At 61.6% G+C, this 21,033-nt stretch carries 18 protein-coding genes and 1 pseudogene; 12 read left to right on the top strand and 7 right to left on the bottom strand.

Going from position 1 to position 21,033, the window contains the following annotated elements:
• Positions 1-23: 23 nt before the first annotated feature.
• Entirely contained in the window at positions 24-1,046 is a 1,023-nt protein-coding gene (locus RTM68_RS01250; RefSeq protein WP_312167583.1) for an AI-2E family transporter, read from the bottom strand.
• A gap of 279 nt (positions 1,047-1,325) precedes the next feature.
• Between RTM68_RS01250 and RTM68_RS01255 the strand changes: the two genes are divergently transcribed.
• Together RTM68_RS01255 and RTM68_RS18955 are read left to right on the top strand one after the other, a co-directional pair.
• Entirely contained in the window at positions 1,326-1,712 is a 387-nt protein-coding gene (locus RTM68_RS01255; RefSeq protein ID WP_312167585.1) for an SHOCT domain-containing protein, read from the top strand.
• Positions 1,624-2,181 carry a DUF6325 family protein gene (locus RTM68_RS18955; protein ID WP_396654166.1) on the top strand — a complete coding sequence of 186 codons (558 nt, stop codon included), beginning with the start codon at positions 1,624-1,626 and terminating at the stop codon, positions 2,179-2,181. Before RTM68_RS01255 ends, RTM68_RS18955 begins: the two co-directional genes overlap by 89 nt.
• A 29-nt stretch (positions 2,182-2,210) precedes the next feature.
• On the opposite strand, the gene RTM68_RS01265 is transcribed toward RTM68_RS18955, so the two are convergent.
• From RTM68_RS01265 to RTM68_RS01275, 3 genes are all read right to left on the bottom strand, one after another.
• Positions 2,211-4,661 (bottom strand): LuxR C-terminal-related transcriptional regulator, encoded by a 2,451-nt coding sequence (locus RTM68_RS01265; protein WP_312167589.1) that lies wholly within the window; start codon positions 4,659-4,661, stop codon positions 2,211-2,213.
• A 185-nt stretch (positions 4,662-4,846) separates the two neighbouring features.
• Complete coding sequence (locus tag RTM68_RS01270) at positions 4,847-5,938, bottom strand: DUF998 domain-containing protein (RefSeq protein WP_312167591.1); 1,092 nt, start codon at positions 5,936-5,938, stop codon at positions 4,847-4,849.
• A 68-nt stretch (positions 5,939-6,006) separates the two neighbouring features.
• Complete coding sequence (locus RTM68_RS01275; protein ID WP_312167593.1) at positions 6,007-6,636, bottom strand: hypothetical protein; 630 nt, start codon at positions 6,634-6,636, stop codon at positions 6,007-6,009.
• Between the two features lie 146 nt (positions 6,637-6,782).
• Here RTM68_RS01275 and RTM68_RS01280 point away from each other — a divergent pair, with 146 nt between their 5' ends.
• From RTM68_RS01280 to RTM68_RS01300, 5 genes and pseudogenes are all read left to right on the top strand, one after another.
• Positions 6,783-7,616 carry a mechanosensitive ion channel domain-containing protein gene (locus tag RTM68_RS01280; protein WP_312167595.1) on the top strand — a complete coding sequence of 278 codons (834 nt, stop codon included), beginning with the start codon at positions 6,783-6,785 and terminating at the stop codon, positions 7,614-7,616.
• A 203-nt stretch (positions 7,617-7,819) separates the two neighbouring features.
• The gene (locus tag RTM68_RS01285; protein ID WP_312167597.1) at positions 7,820-8,587 is read left to right on the top strand and encodes a CPBP family intramembrane glutamic endopeptidase; all 768 of its coding nucleotides are present in this window, start codon (positions 7,820-7,822) and stop codon (positions 8,585-8,587) included.
• A complete protein-coding gene (locus RTM68_RS01290) occupies positions 8,580-9,422 on the top strand; it encodes a type II CAAX endopeptidase family protein (protein WP_312167599.1) in 843 nt (280 codons plus the stop codon). Before RTM68_RS01285 ends, RTM68_RS01290 begins: the two co-directional genes overlap by 8 nt.
• A gap of 190 nt (positions 9,423-9,612) precedes the next feature.
• Entirely contained in the window at positions 9,613-11,004 is a 1,392-nt protein-coding gene (locus RTM68_RS01295; protein WP_312167600.1) for a DUF1214 domain-containing protein, read from the top strand.
• 135 nt (positions 11,005-11,139) lie between these two features.
• Positions 11,140-11,478: pseudogene (locus RTM68_RS01300) on the top strand (transposase); the annotation flags it as partial.
• Between the two features lie 46 nt (positions 11,479-11,524).
• On the opposite strand, the gene RTM68_RS01305 reads toward RTM68_RS01300, so the two are convergent.
• Positions 11,525-11,716 carry a hypothetical protein gene (locus RTM68_RS01305; protein WP_312167602.1) on the bottom strand — a complete coding sequence of 64 codons (192 nt, stop codon included), beginning with the start codon at positions 11,714-11,716 and terminating at the stop codon, positions 11,525-11,527.
• Positions 11,717-11,863: 147 nt separating this feature from the next.
• Between RTM68_RS01305 and RTM68_RS01310 the strand changes: the two genes are divergently transcribed.
• The 4 genes from RTM68_RS01310 to RTM68_RS01325 all read left to right on the top strand — a co-directional run bounded on the left by RTM68_RS01310 (position 11,864) and on the right by RTM68_RS01325 (position 15,788).
• Positions 11,864-13,003, top strand: a complete 1,140-nt coding sequence (locus RTM68_RS01310; RefSeq protein ID WP_312167603.1) for an AI-2E family transporter — start codon at positions 11,864-11,866, stop codon at positions 13,001-13,003.
• 720 nt (positions 13,004-13,723) lie between these two features.
• Positions 13,724-14,149, top strand: coding sequence for an SDR family oxidoreductase (locus RTM68_RS01315; RefSeq protein WP_312167706.1), 426 nt, complete (start codon positions 13,724-13,726; stop codon positions 14,147-14,149).
• A gap of 53 nt (positions 14,150-14,202) precedes the next feature.
• The gene (locus RTM68_RS01320) at positions 14,203-14,400 is read left to right on the top strand and encodes a hypothetical protein (protein ID WP_312167605.1); all 198 of its coding nucleotides are present in this window, start codon (positions 14,203-14,205) and stop codon (positions 14,398-14,400) included.
• A gap of 503 nt (positions 14,401-14,903) precedes the next feature.
• Positions 14,904-15,788, top strand: coding sequence for an SAVED domain-containing protein (locus RTM68_RS01325; protein WP_312167607.1), 885 nt, complete (start codon positions 14,904-14,906; stop codon positions 15,786-15,788).
• A gap of 49 nt (positions 15,789-15,837) precedes the next feature.
• Here RTM68_RS01325 and RTM68_RS01330 read toward each other — a convergent pair whose 3' ends face one another.
• Both RTM68_RS01330 and RTM68_RS01335 read right to left on the bottom strand, forming a co-directional pair.
• Entirely contained in the window at positions 15,838-17,736 is a 1,899-nt protein-coding gene (locus RTM68_RS01330; protein WP_312167609.1) for a ThiF family adenylyltransferase, read from the bottom strand.
• Between the two features lie 7 nt (positions 17,737-17,743).
• On the bottom strand, positions 17,744-18,748 hold the full coding sequence (locus tag RTM68_RS01335) for an SMODS domain-containing nucleotidyltransferase (RefSeq protein WP_312167610.1): 1,005 nt from the start codon (positions 18,746-18,748) through the stop codon (positions 17,744-17,746).
• A 236-nt stretch (positions 18,749-18,984) separates the two neighbouring features.
• Here RTM68_RS01335 and RTM68_RS01340 point away from each other — a divergent pair, with 236 nt between their 5' ends.
• Positions 18,985-20,805 (top strand): AAA family ATPase, encoded by a 1,821-nt coding sequence (locus tag RTM68_RS01340; RefSeq protein ID WP_312167612.1) that lies wholly within the window; start codon positions 18,985-18,987, stop codon positions 20,803-20,805.
• The last annotated feature ends 228 nt before the right edge of the window (positions 20,806-21,033 follow it).

The following is a 21,033-nucleotide window of genomic DNA, read 5'->3' on the forward strand; positions in this document are numbered from 1 at the left end:
CTCACCCGCATGGGGTGACCGGATCAACCCGTCTCGGCCACAGCCTTCGCGTTCTGTGCGGGAATCCACACCTGTCTGACGACGATGAGAATCGAAGCAGTGATCGGAATGGCGACGAGCGCGCCCAAGAGTCCCATAAGAGTCGCGCCGATCATCGCGCCGATGATCACCAGAACACCGGGGACCGCAGCCGCACGCCCCATCACCTTCGGCGTGATGATGTACGCCTCGATTTGTATGTAGACGAGGTAGGCAACTGCGAAGATCACGGCGGCGAGCGGACTGATGAAAAGGGTTGCGACTCCACCGACGATGAGGAACACCAGCGACCCGATCATCGGAACGAGCGTGATGAAGAACGCTGCGATCGACATCACCACCGGTATCGACGAACCGACTGCCACCTGCAGGAGCAGCACCACAGAAGCATTGATCAGCGACAGAGCGACGCCCCCCGCGACCACTCCGCCAACAGAGCTTGTGATCTCGTCGACGAGGCGCGAGAAACGCGCTCTGCGGTACAGCGGAACCAATTCTGCGACGGACCTCTTGATGCCATCGAGCGAGGAGACGAAATAGAGCGTGAGCACGACGACGATGATGAAGCTCGAGACGCCGCCGACAATGCCGAAGCCGACCCTGAGAACTCCGCCGGATATTGCGAGGAACGACGACACACTCGTCAATGAACGAAGCGCATCATCGACGACGGCCGAGAGATCCACCCCGAGCGACTGTTCGACGTCGGCGTACCAGGCACTCTCACGCATGGCCGCGATGGTGGCTGGTGCCGAGTCGACCGCCGCGGTGATCTGACGGACAGTGGCCGGGATGACGACGAGGAGTATCACCGTCACCACGATGATGAACGTCCCTGCAACGATGGTGATCCCGAGGTTTCGTGAAACACCGCGCCGTTCGAGAGCGCGAACTGCCGGGTCCAGGCCGAGTGCGAGGAACATCCCGAGAAAGATCGAGATGAGTACGGTGGAGATACCGGCCACTGTCGCGGCGAGTCCGATGGCGAGTACGACGCCCAGCGTCACGCTGAAACCAGACAACATGGGTTGGGCGGGGAGTACGCGGAGAACCCCCGAGCGTCGCAGCGGCAGGTCACTCGTATCGGATCTCGGTTGGGATTCCACGTCAGCAAAGTACTGCGACGGCCAGCTTTGGGCCAGAGCCGCTCACCCTATTTTGGTGAGTCACGCCCCGTCTCCTCCGGCGCCGTTCGAAGGTCGCCCGAACAGGGTGAGGGTTCTCGCCGTCCGCCGGGGTGAAGTGCGACTATCGCGACAGCACAACTCAACCGTTAGGAGTCTGACGTGTCCATTTGGGAAAGCTTCTGGGCCATCATCTGGTGGTTCTTCTGGGCCTTCGTATTCATCTCGTACTTGATGGTGATCTTCGGCATCATCGCAGATCTCTTTCGCGATCGTGCGCTCAATGGGTGGCTGAAAGCGATCTGGATGATCTTCCTGGTCTTCGTACCGTTCCTCACCGCGCTGGTCTACCTGATCGCCCGTGGCGGGGGCATGGCAGAGCGGAGCGCATCTGCAGTCCGCGAGAGCCAGAATGCGGCGGACTCGTACATTCGGAGCGTCGCCGGAGGTAGTGCCAGCGATGAGATCGAGAAGGCATCCAAGCTTCTCGCAGCAGGGAGCATCACTAACGAAGAGTTCGACGCCATCAAGGCTCGCGCGCTTCGTTGAGAAAAAGGGGGCGGTCGCTGTGGCGAAGGATGTTCTCCACGACGTGTCAGTCGTGGTGGTCAGCATTGACAGCGACCGTCCTCGGCCTGCAGTGCTCGAGGCACTGCTGCGTCAGGTAGAGGCGGGAGTTCTTCGTCTGATCGACTTTCTGGTTGTCAGGCGAGTGGCGGGAGGCACTTTCGACTTCTCCGAAGTCGACGCCGAGATGTTTGACCTCGCTGGTCTCGGGCTCGGTGTCGCTGGTCTCCTCAGCGTGGATGACGCACGATCGCTCTGTGCGAGTATTGACACAGGCGGCAGTGCGGTCCTCATCCTCGTGGAACCAACTTGGGTCGAACAGCTCTCTGCGGAACTCTCCGCTCGCGGGGCAGATGTGCTCGCTACGCACCCGATCTCCAGCTCACACGCAAATGCAGTCTGGATTTCCGCGAGGCGCCCTGAGTATCAGCCCTATCAGTCGCCAGAGTAACGGCGCACAAGCGGGCGACATGCTCGCGGTTACACCGTGGTGTGCACGGCGTCTCGTCGCGACGCGACTCCGAGTTTCCGGTAGATCGCGCGTTGGTGGGTCTTGACCGTGTTGATCGAGAGGTTGAGCGCTGTTGCAATCTCCGGCAGCGTCCGCGATGTCTGTAGCTGCCGAAACACATCGAGTTCGCGTTCTGACAACGTGTCGATACTCGACCCGGCGACGTCGGAGGCCAGACACGAACCGATGAAATCTTCGTACTGCGAGCCGAAATGGATGTGCTCGCTCAGCAACTTACGCACGGCTGTTTCTCGTGGGGAGAAGGGAAGACGAATGTTCTCTCTCGCTGCGATCGCAAGTGCCGCCTCGCACAGTTCATGAGCGAGCGCATGGTCCCCGGCGCGGCGACGGATTGTTGCAGCCGTGATCAACGTGGACGTCTTCACATAGGAGACTTCTGAGAACAGCTGCAGGGAGCGAAGCATCTGAAGGGCCTCGGCATGTTCGCCCGCTCGACGAAGAATCCCCGCCAGCGCGACCAACACAATGGGTAGCGTCGTTGCCTGGGCGTACTTTCGGGCAATTCTTACAGCTCGCTCGCGATTCCCGGATGCCTCTTCGAGCATCGCGATCGACGACTCTCGGAACACTTGCCACGGAACGCTATGCAGCGTCTCGATTGGTATCTCTTGAATGCCGATCGCCGCGCGTCTGCTCGCCGAAGGGTCTGCACCCTCCGAGACGGCGTACGCGATCATCATCCGGGCAATCGCGGCGAACGACGGATCGTTTCCGCCACCGTTCAAAATGGCGCTGAACTCTGCGTGACATTCCTCACTGTCTCCGGCCCAATATGCCACGTAGCCAGCCGCTGCCTTCGCGCTTGCACCCGCGTATGCACGGTCGTCGAGGACCCGCGACCACCCTGAGGATTTGACGCGCATCGCAATCTTCGCTGCTTCGGACAAGCGACCCGCCCACGTGAGGCCAAATGCGAGGTGACCCAACGTGCGCTGCTCGGCTTCCCGATCGGATTGATCGTGGCGGGCTCGAGCTGCCGCGTCGAAATACTCTGCAGGCAATGCGGGATTGGTCGGGTTTCGAAGTTCTGCCCAACCCAGCAGGATGTTGATCGCGGCATCCTGTTCAGCGTCAGAGCGGGTAGTCGTGATCACGCGTCGTAGCCTTGTCACAGCACCGCAGACTCTTTCCGGGTCGTCGCAGACGAACAAGCGGGCGATGTCTGCAGTCGTCGACTCGAGCTGGTGATTTGCAGCGGCGCGTTCGGCTCTTTTCATCATTTCGCTCGCGAGGTGATGATCGCCCAGCACGTCGGTCGCGCACGCGAGAATGAAACGAAGGTCGACATCACGTGGATGCAGCCGCAGCAGAGCCGCCGCAGCAGACTCGACCTCGCGTCCGTTTCCGTTGAGCAGGAGCGTCACCCACTGGGAGACAAGGGTTTCGCGCGCGGCCGCTGGATCGTCGGCCCGAAGAGAGTGCTCCACCGACTTCAAGGGCTGTGCAGATGAAAGAAAGTGCGCGGCCGCCCGGTGCCTCGCGGCGGTCCCCTCGGGGTCAGAGCGTCGGATATCCGCGCACGTACGAACGAACGTGCTATGCCAGCGGTACATCACACCTGTCGGGGTCGAGTACCGGTCGAGGAAGAGTCCGAGACGCACACATTGGTCGAGCAGGTCCGCGGCGTTAGGCGCCCCTGTGACCGCTGCCGCCAGGTCGGGTGTGACCTCTTTGCAGATTGTGGAGGCGAGGACGAACTCGGCGAGATCCGGGGCGAGGGCGGCGAGAACGTGGTCGCGCACGTAGTCACCAAGAAAGGTTGATGCGGTCGTTGCTTCCGATACTGGCTCGCTTCCGCCGATCATCACCATGCGTACCGCTATCGGCCATCCGTGAGTCTCACGCAGCACAGCGGCGGGGTCGATTCTGATCTCGGCCTCTGCGGAAAGGGTCTCGATTTCTTCCTCTGTTAAGCGCAGGTGCTCGGCGCCGACGAATAGCGAGGGTTCGAGAAGCCGCTCCCGGGGCATCGTCACCTCCAGCAGTGTCGTACCCACCACGACCATCCGAAGACCGTCGGGAGGCTCATCGGCGAGCATGCCGAGCAGACCGCGGCGCCATCCTTCGCCCGCACGGTGCGCGTCATCAACCACGAGCTGCATCTGGACGCCCGCGTCGTTGATGGCCTCGCGCAGCGCCGCGAACAAGTATCGAGGATCGGCGTGTTCGTCGAGTCCCGGGAGTTCGCATCCCACCCGCCGATACCCGCGAGACAGTGCCTCAATGATCCCGCGATTCAGATGCGATGCATCCGCATCGAGCGAATTCAGCAGAAGCCAAGACAGCGATTGTTGTTCGGCTGCCCAGTCGGCGACGGCGACAGTCTTTCCGTAGCCACTGGGGGCACTGACCACACATAATCCGCGATCTTCGAGCGACGTATCTATCGCGTCACTCACGCGCCCTCGCAAGAGCATGCCGGAGTTGCGTGCCGGAGACCGGAACCGCGATGGGGGAACAGCTCCTGAAAGACGTGTGGGGACCGTCATGGCCCCCAAGGTAGCGACAGGGTGCCGCCCTCACAAGGGGCATTGAACAATTATTCAATATTAGGCTACTTCTCGAAGCGCGCTGGCGCTCTCGATCATCGTTCGAGTCGGGAGGTCGCCTCCGCCTGGACATCGTCGGTGGCCGTGAGTACATCGACAGCTCGGATGAAAAGAATGATCCAGGAAAAGATCACGACGCCTGCGATGAGCTCGACGGCGGTCAGCGTGTAGTACCCGACTGCGAAGAGAACAGCGAGAATGACGACGGTCACCGCGAATACATATCCGAGGACAACGAAGGTCGTCGAGACTCCTGGGAGCCACCATCGAAGCGAGATGACGAGAACACCGAAAGCCACCGCCATTCCTGATGCGACCCCGGTGTGCAGAGCAAAGTGCTGGTCGACGGGAAAAATGCCGACGCAAGCCAAGAAGATGCCGATCAGCACGAGGCACGTCAGGACTGCTCGGCTACCGCGGTGCGCCGCCGGCAGTGCGCTGGTCGCGTACCGTGCCAACGACGTGACCAACACACCCGCCACGATCAACGTGAGATTGAACGTACGAGCCGAAACATCATCCGTCATCCCGAGGGCACTCAGGTTGTCCTGCCACCAGTTCGGATCGCTTGCGGTGAGCATGCTCGCGAGCACTCCGATCGCGAGGAAGACCGCCAGCACAGTGGCAAGCAATTGCAGATCGAGGTGGGTGGATACGAAGTACGACACGTAGGCGGTGCCGCCTGCAGCCGCTCCTGAGAGGAGCACCACGGGCAACGGGAACACGACTGCTCCGATCAGCCCTGCCTCCATGATCACGGCAACGAGCGTCCATCCGAGCAGCGCGATGATCCCGACCGCCACGGTGAAGGCCGCCGTGTCCAGCATTCGGAGACCGAACGATCCCTTGGACTCTTGGTGATCCTTCGCGATGATGCGCCCAAGGATGAACGCAATGGCGGCCGCGACACCCGAAGCGATGGCGGCATACTGTCCGACCGAACCCGGGCCTGCTATCGGCGCAGAACCGAATCCGAAGACCGGCAGTGCAGCGAGCGCGGCAAGGAGAAAGGCGACAACAGAGATTTGAAGACCAATGGTCTCTCGCGCGCTTTCGCGCTCTCGCGTCTCGAGGTCTGACCGAGCGGCGACAAGGGTATCGGTGTGAGCAGTCACAGTGGCATCCATGCCCATCAGTGTCGTGGGACACAGGATCGACGGCGACGCCGTTTCATCCCGGACGGGCGATGCGGAGGTCAGATCTTCACCGGGAAAGTCACGAGAAGGAGGATGCCGATGACGCCGAGCCCGATGGCGAGGCCAAGGAACGCATGTCGTCTCCACGGAAGCCGTTGCGCCTGAGAAAGAGCGGCAAAGAACAAGACGAGTGCGAAGAGCACGGTGAGGAGCGAGTAATTGTCTCCGCGCTGGTTGTTGACGAGTGCCGTTTCGAACCTCTCATCCGCCCGCTGCGTCAGCTCAACGGCTTCGACAGCACCCGGTGGTGAGTACTCAGTCATGGCGAAGGGGCCTGGTTCGGAGCGACCACCGTTTTGCCAAGCGGCAAAGGCGATATCGAACTCGTCCGAGAAGCGCTCCTCGATGAAGTGTTGGAGGTCGGCATCGCCGGCGCGATCCGCGAGAATCCATTCGGTGTAGATCGTGAGATCGTACTGCCGCGCAGCTTGCGCAGTCGATTCCGCCGACGCAGCCTGAACACGAGCGCTGGACGCCTGACTGAACGCTATGGACATCTCACCGCCCCATTTCGAGGCCTCGAACCCGCACCACGCCGTCAGCACGGCGGTGATCGAGAGTGTCACAACCGTCATCACATCGATGACTCGTTTTGTGCGTGGAGCGGGGGCAGATGGCTCAACTGTCATGCCCCATAGTCTTTTCTCCTTGCACCGTTGAGCGGACCTCGCTTCACCCCTGCCGGGTGAGTGCGCCGCGCGATGCGCACGGTGAAGGAAGATCCTGGTGAGATGTCGCCGCGCGCTGGAACCGAAGACGTCGGAGGGCTTCGTCGATGATGATCACCGACTTCTTCCCTGGCGGCGTGACCCCGTGGCAGATCGTCTTCGCGATCATTTCTGTTCTGGCTGGGTGGCTACTTTCGAGGCTGGCTCGGACAGGCGTACGCAAGCTTGCGGGTAAAACGCCGGGAATCTCCGACTCCGTGGGTCAACTCGCGGCACGCATCACGCAATTCTTAGTCCTGCTTGTGGGGATCGGGATCGCTCTGGCCTTCCTCGGCGCCAACGTTCAACCGCTGATCGCGATGACGGCTGTCGTGGTTGTCGTGCTGATCCTGATCCTGAGAGGAGTCGCCGACAACTTCGCCGCCGGAGTACTTCTGCAATCACGGCGTCCAGTGTTGGTGGGAGAGCAGATAACAATCGACGTTCGGGGAGAACCTGTCGACGGCATCGTCAGCGAACTCAACGGACGATCAGTGGTGCTCAACACGTCCGACGGTCGTACGATCCACGTTCCCAATGCGAAGCTGTTGAGTGATGTCCTCGTCAACGACTCTCGGCACGGGGCGCGAAGGAGCGCGGTCATCGTGCGGGCACGACTAGGGGACGAGGTGCGCCTTCATGAAATCGTCGACCTCATCTCTCAGGCAACTCTCTCCGCTCCGCTCGTCGATACACAAGAACAGCCGACGCTGAGTGTCGTGTATGCCTCTTCGACGCGGAGCATTGTCGAAGTCAGGTTCTGGCACCATCCATTGCATACGACGGATGCTTCCTCGGATGTCGTACGCCTGATCTCGGAGGGCCTCAAGGAGAAACGAATTCTCCACGCAGTCGCTGCTCAGCAGTCGAGCAGCCCCCTACCAGCTCCTGAAGAGATCTAGGGCGTATCTGACAATGTGAGGCAGGCGAAGACAGCGTCGAGGGTTACCAGGTTGGTTCGCGGCGCCGTTGGTCTCAGTCGTATTATGCGGAGTCGAAAGGCGGTGAAGATCGCTCGGGCTTCGCCTTGCTAGATCGTGCGAGACACGGGCTGCAGCACGAAGAGGTCATATGCGCTAAACGAGGCTCTGCCAGGATGTGGGTTATGACAGCAGCGCTGAAGGTGCATCCCCGGGTATGGATCGGCCTGGCCATCTACGTCGGCTACGTCGCGGTCGTGTTCCTCGTGCAGCAGCTGAGCGGTGTGCCGTACACCGACCTCGGCGAGAGCGGCCGCAACCTGTTCCTCGGCGCAGGCCTCTCGCTGATCATCGCCGCGATCCTGTTGGCGACCACGACGACGCTCCTGGGCTGGTGGCGGCCCGCGCTGCGCGAGCAGCGGCGCAGCGTCCGGTGGCCGATCATCGCGCCGATCATCATGGTCGTCGCGCTCCTCATCAATCTCGCCTCCACCGACTGGGCCTCCTATGACGGGGCGTTCTTCGCGGCGTCCATCGTGCTGATCCTCGTCGGCTTCACCGAGGAGCTCACCACCCGGGGCCTGCTGCTCACCTCGCTGCGCAGCACACTCAGCGAGGGGTGGGTGTGGTTCCTCACCTCTGCACTGTTCGCCCTCATGCACCTCATCAACGCCGCATCCGGCCAGGCGCTCCCTGCGACTCTGCAGCAGGTGGGGTTCGCGTTCCTCGGCGGCACCATCTTCTACATCGTGCGCCGGACGACCGGCACGCTCATCTGGGCAATGGTCCTGCACGGCCTCTGGGACTTCTCGACGTTCGCTGTGTTGCACGGTACTCCCGGTGCCTTCGCAGCGTTCGGCTCCATCGTGTACATCGCGGCAGGCGTCCTTGCCCTGATCTTCGTCCCGTTCGTCATCCGCGGCGCCGACGAGAAGATCGGCTCACATGCATAACGGGTCAGCGGGGACATCCGGTCGCCCGCGAAGTATCTGGCTCGCCCTCGCCGCGGTCGTCGTCTACGTCCTCCTCGCCGCTGGCCTCGGCAGTCTGCTGAGCGGACTCGTAGGCGACGATCAGGAACTTGCACAGTTCTCGCTCGGCCACTTCATACCACTCGCCATCGCGATCATCGGTCTGCTTCTGTTCCTGCGCTGGGCGGGCTGGGGTGGGGAAGTGTGGCGGGAGCGACCGACTCCGGCACTCACACCGAGGCGCTGGTGGTTGATCGCGATACCTGTCCTCGTGGTGCTGCTGCCTATCAGCCAACTCGGCGACATCCCTTGGGCATCTCGTCCTATCGGATACGTTCTCGTGATCGCGGCAGGCACGCTGATGGTCGGGTTCGGTGAGGAGTTGCTCATCCGTGGGGTGCTGCTCACTGCGGTGCGCGCGCGTCACGGTGAGCTCGTCGCCCTTCTCGGGACCAGCCTCGTGTTCGCGCTCGCGCACATCCCCGGCAGTATCATCGCCGGCGCCTCGCTCGCCACCATCGCGTTCCAGGTGTCATTCCTCGCCGCGGCCGGTGCCGCCTACTACTGGGTCCGCCGCGTCACCGGACGACTCTGGGTCGCCATGCTCGCCCACGCCTTCACCGACTGGGTGCTGTACCTCGCGTCAGGTGCCGGGAGGCCAGGCGCGTCCATGCCGCAGGCCCACTCGTCGGAGAGCCCGGATCCCTTCCAGGTCACGTTCCAGATCCTGCTGCTCGTGGCGACCACCATCAGCGTCATCAGCGTCATCCGCGAAGACCGACGTCACAATCGCTCTGCCGCAGCGGTCGCACATTGAAACAGACACCGACTCCTACCGCCTCGCCCACACCCGGCAACACCCTGTCGCCTCGTGAGACCTCGTTTGCTGAGCGTCTTTGCCTTTCGAGAGTCAGATAAAGCGTTGCCTCTATCGCCAGCAGCAGCGGAGGTGACAGAGTGAAGGCAGCGTCGGAACGCCCGCGCTGACTCGGATGAAGGAGAGCCTTGTGACGGTTGAGACCCCCTACGAGTTCGCCGGAGGCTTCCCCACGGCGGACACGATCACTGCCGCATACGATGCCGCCGACTACGCACGTGCGGTGACTTGCTACAAGCACTTCTTCCCCGCCGTATCCGGAATGACGATCCTGGCCGGCACGCAAGCAGTCGGTGTCATCCCGAACCGTTCTTTTGGGACGATGGACACCCGACCAGGGCAGATCGGGTTCACCCTGAACTCCGACACCCCGTACGCGCCGATCCTGCTCGATCTGACCGCGGGACCTCTGGTGGTCACCGTCCCGCCCGGGCCGATCGTGGGAGCAGCTTTGAACGTCGACCAGAGCTGGATCTCCGACCTGGGCATCCCGGGCTCCGACGCCGGACACGGCGGACGGCACATCTTCCTCGGACCCGCCGGTCACGACGGCGACCTTCCGGATGGGAGCTTCCCCCACACCGCCCTGGGCAACAGGGTCGTCGTCGGCCTGCGCGCCATCCCCCAGGGCGGAGACGTCGACGCCGCCATCGCACTCCTCAGGTCCGTGCAGGTCCACCCCCTCCAAGAAGACGATCACTGGACACCCCCGACCTGGGTGGATCTGACCGGACGCCCCCAGGACACCACCCCTTTGAACGTGCAGGGCACGCTCGAGTACTGGCGGATCCTGCACGACTACATCAGCACTGAACCCATCCACCCCGAGGACCGCGCATACCTCGGCGAACTCGCCGTGCTCGGCATACGCGCAGACCTGCCTTTCGCCCCCGACGAACGCCTTCAGGGCATCCTGACCCACGCCGCCCAAGACGCCGACGCCCAACTTCGCGTGCAGTCCCTTGCGGACCGCCGACCCGACCGGGTGGTCTGGCCCGACCGGCAATGGGAATGGGTCACCCTCCGCCCCGAGAACGCCACCTTCGAGATCGACGGCCGCCCCGACGTCGACGCGAGGGAAACCTGGTTCTACCAGGCCATCGCCTCGTCACCCGTCATGTTCCGCCGCCAAGCCGGCGCAGGATCGCTCTACTGGTTCACCGCCAGGGACACCACCGGCGACTACCTCGACGGGAGCAGCTCCTACCGACTCCGCATACCCCTGCCGGTGCCCGCAGGTCTGTTCTGGTCCCTCACCGTCTACGACGCTGAGACCCGCTCGCAAATCAGCACCGCACAGGATGCAGCCGCCGTCAGATCACTATTCGAACTGAACGGGAAACTCGATGGGAACTACGTCGATATTGACTTCGGCCCGCAACAACCCGACGACGATGCCACATGGGTGCAGACCTTGCCCAACCGGGGATGGTTCGTCTACTTCCGAATCTATGGACCCACCGAAGCCGCCTTCGACAGCACCTGGGCACTCGACGACATCACCCGCCGCTCCGACGCTTAAAACCGCGACGAGCGTAGGAACACCTGTGGTGCCTGCACGCAACACACCCGAACGCAACCGACCCGACCAGCCGCAACGCCGGGGCCAGATCCAACCGTCCGCCGGAGCCAAATCAACTTGACATAGTCAGACTTTGGTCGCCCGCGGACTCGAACGGACGCGTTCCGCGGCGACAAGGCGTACTCGTCCCGCGCGATCCGTAGTCACCTCCGCGCCCGCGGTATCAAGGCCTTCATCCCCGAGCCCGATGACCAGAAAGGGCACCGCAAGCGTCGAGGACCACGCGGCGGCAGACCCATCTGAATCGATGCCGTCGATGACAGGAACCGCAACGTGATCGAGCGCAACTACGCCCGTTTGCAACAATGGCGAGGCCTCGCGACCCGCTTCGACAAACACGCAGTGAACTACCGCGCGGCCGTCCTCCTCAACACCGTCATCGCACGGACTAGAGCTCTGTCAGACACGCCCTAGGCCTTGCCCCCCCCCCAGATTCCTTCTCGGTATCGGGCGAAACGGGTCAGAGTAGGAGAAGTAGCAGGCCGAAGACGACGAGGAAGCCCGCTTCGATCGAGATCACGAAAGGCAAGCCAACTTGCGGCCGTGCTCGACGGGAGGGTCTTTCGGCGACATTCGCTTTCCGCGTATAGGTGACGACGCTCACGCCCACGAGGAACGCGCCCAGGACGATCAGGATCCATCCGAGTTCCACCGTCTGACTCCACTCAGCCCGTCGACCATGTGCTCGCATAGTGATGAAATCAAACATCTACACGGCTGCACCGTCTGGCTCACCCTTGATGGGTGAACTCCCTCCGCTGAGAGTTTCTGGGCGCCTCGCCCAAACTAATCTGACCGCATGCTCACATCCTCGAGCGACTCCGCGGGAAGGCAGCGCCGCGCCCATGTCGACATTCTGGTCACACTCGCATGCATTGTCGTTGCTCTCATCGGGTTACATCTCGCACGTGCGGCGTTCGCGCCGCTCGCCGTCGCAGCCGTCATCGTCATCGTCTGTCTTCCGCTCCGCGACGCGGTGCTCACGAGGACGCGAACTCGCCCGGTGTGGCTCGGCACCGCAACGATCATCTTGGTCGCGTTCGGGGTAATCGCGGCGACCGGCGCCCTGATTTGGATTGCCATGAGACAGCTAGTCCAGTTACTCGAGGATCTCGCACCCGGGGGCATGCTGGAACATGTCGCGTTATCCATTGACGACTGGATCTCCTTTTTGCCCGGAGTGAGCCCGGAACCCACAGGTACTCGGTCCTTCGATCTCACAGCCGTGCTCATCGCCGCGCGAGAGGTTGGAGGATCGCTCATTAGCATCGCAGTAGCGCTCTTCTTTGTCTGTGCGTACGTCGTGGTCGTTGCCGCCGACACTGGACGTTGGCGGCATGCAGAGCAGCTTCTCGGGCCTTCGGCGGCCAGACAAATCGGCCGTATCGGAAACCTCAATTCGAGTATTCGTCGGTATTACGTTGTGAACAGTGTCTTTGGCGGAATCGTTGCAGTGATCGACGGGCTGGCGTTGTGGGCGCTAGGAGTTCCGGCCCCAGTCGTGTGGGCGGTACTCGCTTTCGTTACGAACTTCATTCCGACGGTCGGCTTCATCGTGGGATTGGTGCCTCCGGCGCTACTGGCTCTCGCGACTGGCGGATGGCCGCTCTTCATCGCGGTTATCGCTATCTACAGCCTTGTGAATGTGACGCTACAGGTACTGATCCAACCAAAGTTCGTGAGCGACGCCGTGGGGCTCAGCCTCACGCTGAGTTTCTTCTCTGTGTTCTTCTGGGCGTTCGTACTGGGGCCGATCGGCACTATCCTCGCGATCCCCCTCACCCTGGTCGCGCGGGCCATGTTGCTCGAGGGGAAGCCTCAGACAGCTTGGTCGCTCTGGCTATTGGGGAAGGGAACCGTGAACGCTGACGCGCCTCGACCTCGCTTCAGGACGCGGAAGATGCCGTGGAAGCAACGCGGATATAGGCGGTCGGGCTAGAACCTCGTGATGTGTCGGTCAGGAGGCTCACACGTGCCTTCGGATCTGCACCCCTGGTGGAGATCAGAGGCGTGCGGATACTCGGCGCCCTCCACAGTGCCGGGACAGGGTGTAGTTGGAGCCTCTTCATCAAGGACTCTCTCGGCGCGGGAGAAACCGCTCGTGTTGCCCCCGAGCGATAGAGCAATAATGCTCGCGTTGATAATGCCCCTCCCCAGTAGACAACGACATATTCTCGCAATCCGCGAACTGGCCGGTCTCCTCACACCCCCCCGAGTTCGCCGCCCGTGTGGGATCGATCAGGTCGACGGCTACAGAGGTTTGAGCCCTCGAAGCGGTTGCTGACCAATCGCCCATCCTGTTCTGGACGCTTCGAGGAGAACTGAACGAAATGAGCGATCGCGAAGCGCTCGATGACCGCCAGATCCTCCGCGCAGCAGTGAACGTGGGAGCGAATATTTCCCGCGTCGAGAACGACCTCCGACGCCGCACCCAACGCTCCCGCGTCACGGAAGACGCTATCGACGCGCAGAGCTTTCCACCAGCCGCCAGGCCGGTGTTCTTCACCAACGGAAGGATCTACACCGGCACCTCGAACCGGACGCGATCATCGCAGAACTCGACGCAACTCGCCCGGCCTTTGAACGGGCGACGACGAGAGAGCACGCACCGTGATGGACCGACCCACCTACGTGCTCGCGGGCGGAGGGAGCTTCCGGAATCGGACTCGCCATCGCGCAACGGCTTCTTGATGACGCAGCCACCGTCATCGTGATCGATCGCGACCCCCTCCCAGCCAGCCTCACAGACCGGAACGCTGACTTCATCCGTCTCGATCTCACCGATCGCCGAAGCGTGGATGTCGCGGCCAGGCAAATCCTCATCGATCACCCTCACCTCGCCGGAGTCATCGTCAGCGCCGGGATCGCAGGCATCGACGACTTCGACACCGCACCCATTGCACTGTGGGACACCGTCCTCAACACCAACGTCACCGCAACAATCCGGCTTATCCACGCACTCTTACCCGCCCTTGAGACCCACGCAAGCGCTGTTGGAGTCGCGGACATCATGACCGTGGGGGCGTCGCCGACAGTGCGTACTTCCACGGAACCACCGTCTGTGGGGCCGCATCCTCCGCACTGAAAACCTTCTGATCACGCGTTCGGGCCGAGCTGCGCCCGGTGAGCATCCGTGCAGTGAACATCGCCGCCGGGTATGTACGATCCCCGTTTGCGGAAAAGCTCGAGCACCACTCCAACGACTACCAGCGACTCGAACACGACCTGATGACACCAGACGGCACCTGCGTGAGGCTTCGTATCGGCACTCCCCTAAGAGCGTCGCGCTTTGGGTCCGGCTGGTTGGTCGAGGTGCGGCCGCGCGGCGCAATCTGAGTCGCGACCCTTCAGACCCTTGGCGCTCTCACATCGGGCTGATCGATCGATGCCCGAAACACGTGAGTCGGAGGATCTCAATCTCTCGGTAAGCGAATGGATGAGCACGTAGGGGTATTCTCCAGTTGTCGCGTGGCCCTACTGCGGGCTGCGCGAGACGGAAGGAGAGGCCACTGATGCCACAGCCGCGCGCAAACAGTTCGCCGAACGTCGCCGTTGGTCCTAATAACACCACTCGGTCAATCCCGGAAGCGACTGCACGACGGGTCTGGATTGCGGCGGGCGGGCGCTGCACATTCTGTAATCGCTGGCTCCTCGATGACGAGACCACTGGGCAATCTGTTCTCGTCGGACAGCTCGCACACATCGTTGGTTGGGACACAGCCGCAGGCTCCCCGCGAGGGGCCGATCCACTACCGGGCCCGGAGCGCAACGACGCCGATAACCTCATGCTTCTCTGCTATGACCAGCACCACGTCATCGATTCCAGGAGCCTTTGGGCGGTGTACAGCGCCGAGAGACTGCGCGAACTGAAAAGAGCACATGAGCATCGGATCAAGGCGCTGACGTCTCTGGCGAGGAAAGAGAGTACCACCGTACTTTGCCTCGTCGATACGATCCATGGCAGACCCGTACAGCTGGCTCCGTCGGCGGTCAATGAAGCGCTGGTTGCGCACGGACGCTTTCCCAGCTATGCGCTGAGAGGAGTCGACGAGTACGAGATTGATCTTCGGAGATATCCGGGAGAGCAAGAGAATTCAGCGAGCCACTGGCGTGCCGCCGTCGACCTGATCGAGGATCGCTTGCGCTTGATGAAAGCGCTCGTGGCGGACGGTACGGTGACCGACTTGGCGGTGTTCCCGCTCGCACGCATCCCTATCCTGATCGCACTGGGAGTGATGTTGGATGACACCGTCCCGACGACGGTTTATCCCAGAAGCCGCAGTGCTGCAGAGTCGTGGGGATGGCCCGCCACGGGGTCAGCTCGTCATTTCGAATGGCGGATGGTGAGCGCACCGGTCGAGTCCCCGGAGCAGGTAACCATTGTATTTTCGATCTCCGGATCCGTGGAAGCGGAGCGGATTCCAGTCGCGGCGACGATAGACGCACGCGTTTATGAGATCAGGCCCGTCGGCATCACACCGAACTTCGACCTCGTGGACACGCCCGAGACAGTGGAGGCTTTTGCCAACTGCTGGCGCGCATTGATCGCCGAAATCGAGACATTGCCGTCCACGGTCGTTGTGAACCTCGTGCCCGCCGTTCCCGCCACGATCGCCGTAGCAATCGGGCGCTCGATCAATACGTCAGTGCACCCGGCGATGCACGTCTACGATCGCACCGGACACGAAGGAGGTTACGTCTTCACAATGGAACTGCCGAGATAACCGCGCCGCGAGTGTCCCATGCAGTCATCTGTGACGCGGGTAGCCATCATCACGGTTGCGCAGCATGGGCGGCCTCCATGGGAATGTAATGATGAGCGGGGATCACGCCAGTGTGGGGCAGGGCAAACAAGTGGGTTCCACTTGCGTCGTCTCCGAGGTGTGAAGCGATGAGGGTCGTCATCGTTGATGCAACACCCGCCATGTCCGCCGCAGAGCCGTGGAAGGTAGGAATTGAGCAGCCCCGAGTTGGAACGAACTCGTCGTCCGCTTCGGGGTCGAGCCAGAACACCCCGTAGGGCTCGAGCATAGGGTTCTCGAGCACGGCCGCTCCGACCGCTTGATCAAACTCGACAGCGTCGGATCGGAGCTGACGGCCGTAGATCATGAGCATGCCGAGGCTTCCGCTACGCGCGTCCACGGCGACCTGCGCGACCACCGCTCGCTTCTCGGTTGAGGTCGCACCGTCGCTGATTGCGCGAGCCACCGTTTTGCTCACAGTCGCGTCGATGACTACATCAACCTCCCGAAGAGCATCGTGCAGCCACTCCTCCTCAATAACGGGCATGATCTTGACGCGAAGCAGCGGGGCGATGCGCTGTAGTCGCTCTGCGAGGCGCTCGGCCTTGGAGCCGCCGACGTCCCCGTCCTCGTACGCCTGGCGCACCAGCAGTCCGCCCGTGACCATCCCGGGATCACACAAGATGAGCTTCGTCACTCCAGCTCGAGCTACGAACTCTGCGATCCACGATCCGAGACCCCCGACCCCCAAGACGACAACGCTCTTGCCGACGTACCGTGCAGTCGGTCGAGCATGGTCTCGTCGAGTGTTGAGCGTTGGTCGCTCGTCCGAGACATGTGCCCAAAGCACTTCCAGCCCGTCCGGAATGTCCCTCGGCATCGGCTCCCGGCCGATAGAGCGTGCAGAGTCGCTGATCTCGCGCAAGACATCCGCGTCGGCCCCGCTGATATGCCCCGCCAATAGATGCGCGGCCCCACCGGAGGGATGAGGCACCGCCAACATAAACTGCTGACTCTCCCCAGGCGCCTTCCGCAGTGCACTCATGCACAGCGCAACCAGGAAGGTGGACGATTGGGCCGGATCAAATCGAGGTGGCATCGAAAAACCGTCAAGCGGAGTCCGCGGACCCAGACAGTTCTGGATTGGGGTGACCGGACCGAAAGCCGCTGATGTGCCCTCTTCGAGATATCTCCGGGCTGCGATTCTTCGAGGGTCGAAATCAAGCCGCGCGAGCAAGTCGCGAAGCCCCATGTGGCCCGCCCCAAAAGGGAGGTCCCTGTCCGCGTAGAACACCGGCAAGTGCGTCGCCATCGCGTTCCCGCCCGCTGGAGGGCGTTCGTGCAGCTCGAGGCACCAATCTGTGCGTGAAGCGACCCAACTGCTGGCGACTCTACGATCAGGCCGGCCTAGCGAGCGCACGACTATAGGAGGCAACGGGGACGGCCTTCTTCCGATCTGCGGAAGCCCGCCGACCGCATGGTAGAGCGCCTCATCGGCATCGAACTGGTTAGCGCTGGCACGCTCCAGCCAGCGCCATAGCCTGTTCAGGGCTCCGTTCGGATGGGATGTGAGGCCATACTCTGAGTCCCACTCTCGGCTGGGGTCTAGGTAAAGGCACAGATAGTACCCGGACAGTACGTGCGGATGGCCGAGGAAGCGGAAGTGTTCTACGAGGACGTGGGGGGGACGTTCGCCATCGGGCTCGATTGCCATGACAAGCTCCTCCACGCCACGAAGCGGGAGTCCACCGGCTCGACGGGGGAATGACGAGGTTTGGATGGAGAATCCAACGCGTAGCACGGACGTCTCCTTATCCAGATTCTCCGCTCCCACTCGAAGGATCAACTCAGGGTGCGCCAGTGATGCTGCACGGAGTTCGTGAAGACAACGCTTTTGCCAGGAAGTGAGCTGAGCCCGCCGCTTGCTCATCAGACGACTACCCGGCGCGCCCGGACCTGCCAGTGGAGGTATCTGGAGCCCTGTTTGGCTCGGAAGTCGGGGGTGTGAACACCGGCTTGGCGCCCTCTGTCCGCGGACCAAAGCGAGGACCGAAAACGTCCTGCCAGAGACTCATCGACTCTGCGGATGAGTTGACACACGCTATTGCCTCGTCGACCATCTTCGCGAGTTCTTGCACATCGACGCGGAACACGTCGTACTCGCTTTGGGGCCAACGGTGGGTGAAGGTCGAATCTGCGGACGAAGGATCTTCGACCTCTGGACGCTCGGGGAGATCGCGAACCCAGTCTGCGAGGTCGGTGAGCACGCGGTGGAGGGTCTTGGGGATGCTGTCATAGCAACCGGAGAACACTCGCGCAGTGTCGGAGGTGATGACCCGCCCGACCACGGTGGTCAGGATGATCGAGCGCGTCTCTCCCATGAAACCGCGGTGATCGCGGAGGTACTTCAATAAGCGCAACACTCGCCGCATGTTGCCGTGACTGATCTCGTCTCGTTCCTTCATCCACGCTGTGAAGCCGTCTGGATCGGTGCCTTCCCAGAGGTTTGTCTCCTCGTTGACGATGTTCTCGCCCTCGGTCTCGCGGTCCACATAGGGCACTACGTCGACGTGCATCGAGTTCGCGTAGGTGACCCGAACGCAGCGGTTCTTCGCTTCCGCAGGCACGCTCATTCCTTGCGCTTCAACGTAGTCGCTCAGGGACTCGAAGACGGCGCGATGGTAGTCCCTCGGCATCCAGTCTTGACGCTCTTCGAGCTCGACCATGAAGTCCGCGTCGAACTCTGCGTCCTCGGCCGGCTGAATGATGGTTCGTTGTGCCCAGGACCCTTGCTTCTTCATCTTCTTGACGGGCACGCCGAGATCAGCACTCTTGAGTGCGTCGAAGAGCCTCTCAGTGCGCTCGTTGAGATAAGTGAGCTTCCATTCCGGCAGATTCACTACGTCGGTCAGGAAAGTATTGAAGTGCGATACGTGTTCCATCTGAGTCCCCTCTCAGTGATTCCCGCCCCAGACGGGAAGTTGTCGTCTGCGAACATGCTAGTTCCGGCCACCGACATCGCTGGGAGCACCACGGCTGATGTGGCACCTCTGCTGAGCGCAGCGCCCGGTGATAGCGGTCCCGCGCGCGGCTTAGCGGTGAGCAACATCGACATAACGATCACACTTGATCACTGATGCTGAGGCGCAGCGCATGGTGTTGCCCTATGGTCGTGAACATGCGAATTGTGCGAATCGAGATCGAACGACTGCTTGGCTTCCGCTCGTTGAAGATGGACATCGATTCAAGTTTGCAACTGGTGGCGGGACCCAACAATGCCGGAAAGTCTTCGCTCATCCGCATCCTCGAAGCCTTCTTCTCGGACCCTACCGGAGCGGAGCTAACTCAACTGAAGCCTCTTAACGAGTACTACGCGAACCTGGGTTCTCGCACCCTTTCGAGCATTCAGGTGTGGTTCGGTGAGCTCTCCTCCGAGGAACGCCGGACCTTTGCCCCCATCCTTCGGCAGGACGGAAAGATCTGGGTGGGCCTTCGGAGCAGCCGTTCCGGAACTCTGAGCTTTCAGGCATCTCGCAACGCCAATGCCGATACATCCCAGCGTCTCTACAAGGAAGTAGTCGCTGCTTTCCGATTCGTTAAGATTCCATCCGTTCGAGTCGGAAACGTCGGCGGTAAAGAGGAGCCGGAGTCGCTGGAGCGACTTCTCGACACATTGGAGGCGGTGCTTATCCGATCGGGCGCGTCGCGCAGCACAGCCCTTCAACAAGATTTCGCCGCGAAGATCGCTCCGCTGGAGGCCCTCGTGAAGTCCGTACTCGACGACTCTGCCGCCGCTATCGCATCCGAACTTCCTTTCCGGGAACAGACCGTCAGCATTGACCTGCCGGAGTCTCGTCATGCCCTGAGAGGGATGCTTGAATCAGCAGTCTTGAAGAGCCGCGATGAGATCGACATACCCATTTCCGAACGCGGGACCGGATTTCAGTCGGCGCTCGTCCTCGGAATTCTGAGATATGTCGCCGATCGTGAAGGTAGCCAGGCCGGTCACAACCTGATGTTTGCCATCGAAGAGCCAGAGGCCTTCCTGCATCCGCAGACGCAGCGCGCCATGGCGAAGATTCTGAGAGACATCGCCGGGGATGCTCAGCTGCTAGTTACAACTCACAGCTCGGTCCTTGTCGACTCCTTCGAGATCGGGCGGATCGCGCGGATACCGCTGCAATCGGGTGGAACGGAGCACGTCTGGACAACTCCAAGCCTCGCTCCCACCGACGTGGGCAGACTCTCTCGATATTGCAATGCCGCGAACAGTGAGCTCGTGTTCGCAAACGCGGTGATCGTGGTCGAAGGAGAGGGCGACTTCGCTGTTGTTGAAAAGCTACTAGCGCGTCACTGTGGAGCGCCCGGCGGTCACTACGGCCTGGGAATAACCGTGATCGAGGCTGGCGGAATCGACACGATGAAGTACCTGGTGCAGTTGGCGCACATGTTCGGCGTTCGTTCATACACCGTCACCGATAAAGACGGACTAAAGAAGACCAACGGAAAGCGAAAGCTCCTGGAAGTACTGGCGCAACGAGGCAAGCCAGCTGACGATGTCCTAAATCAAATCAGGGCAGAGGCAGACCGCGTCCATACCGACCTGCCGACCTCTCTGGCAAGTCAGACGACACTGAATTCCCTGCTCCGGCCGTTCGATGCATTCACTATGAATTCGGATCTCGAAGGACTGATCCTTGAAACATACGGCCAGTCAGATCTGGCCACGAAGCTCGGACCAGACGGCGATGCCATGATCGGGGATTCAGAAGTTCGGACGTTCACGGCGCCCGATACCGGATACGCCAGGTTCAGCGCCTGGCTCGGATCTAAGGGCTGGAATTGTGATTTGTCCACCACTAACAAGCTGGCTCCGCATCTTCCGGCAACGCTCCTATCCGATTGGCTCAAGATCAACGACAAACCCAACGAAGCGCTGAGTCCGCTAGACGCGTGGTTGCTCGACATCGTCCGGGCGCACGACCGCACACCCTTGTGATCCGGGAGCTGTCCTCACCCCTCGAGTCAGACGGCGGGGAGACGTGGCGGGGCACCTATTTCCTACGCATACCCGCGCGTAGCGGAACGTTTTGTGGTTCGAATAGGCCGGTCTCGAATAGGCCGTGTAACCAGTAGAGTGGAAGAGCCCCTCCTCGCTTCGCCGCGGTGGCATCTGCTTGAATCGGTGGATGCATCGTGTTCGAAGATCCGTCATCGGAGTTGCGAA

The sequence above is a fragment of the Microbacterium sp. genome (assembly GCF_031988965.1).
GTDB lineage: Bacteria > Actinomycetota > Actinomycetes > Actinomycetales > Microbacteriaceae > Microbacterium.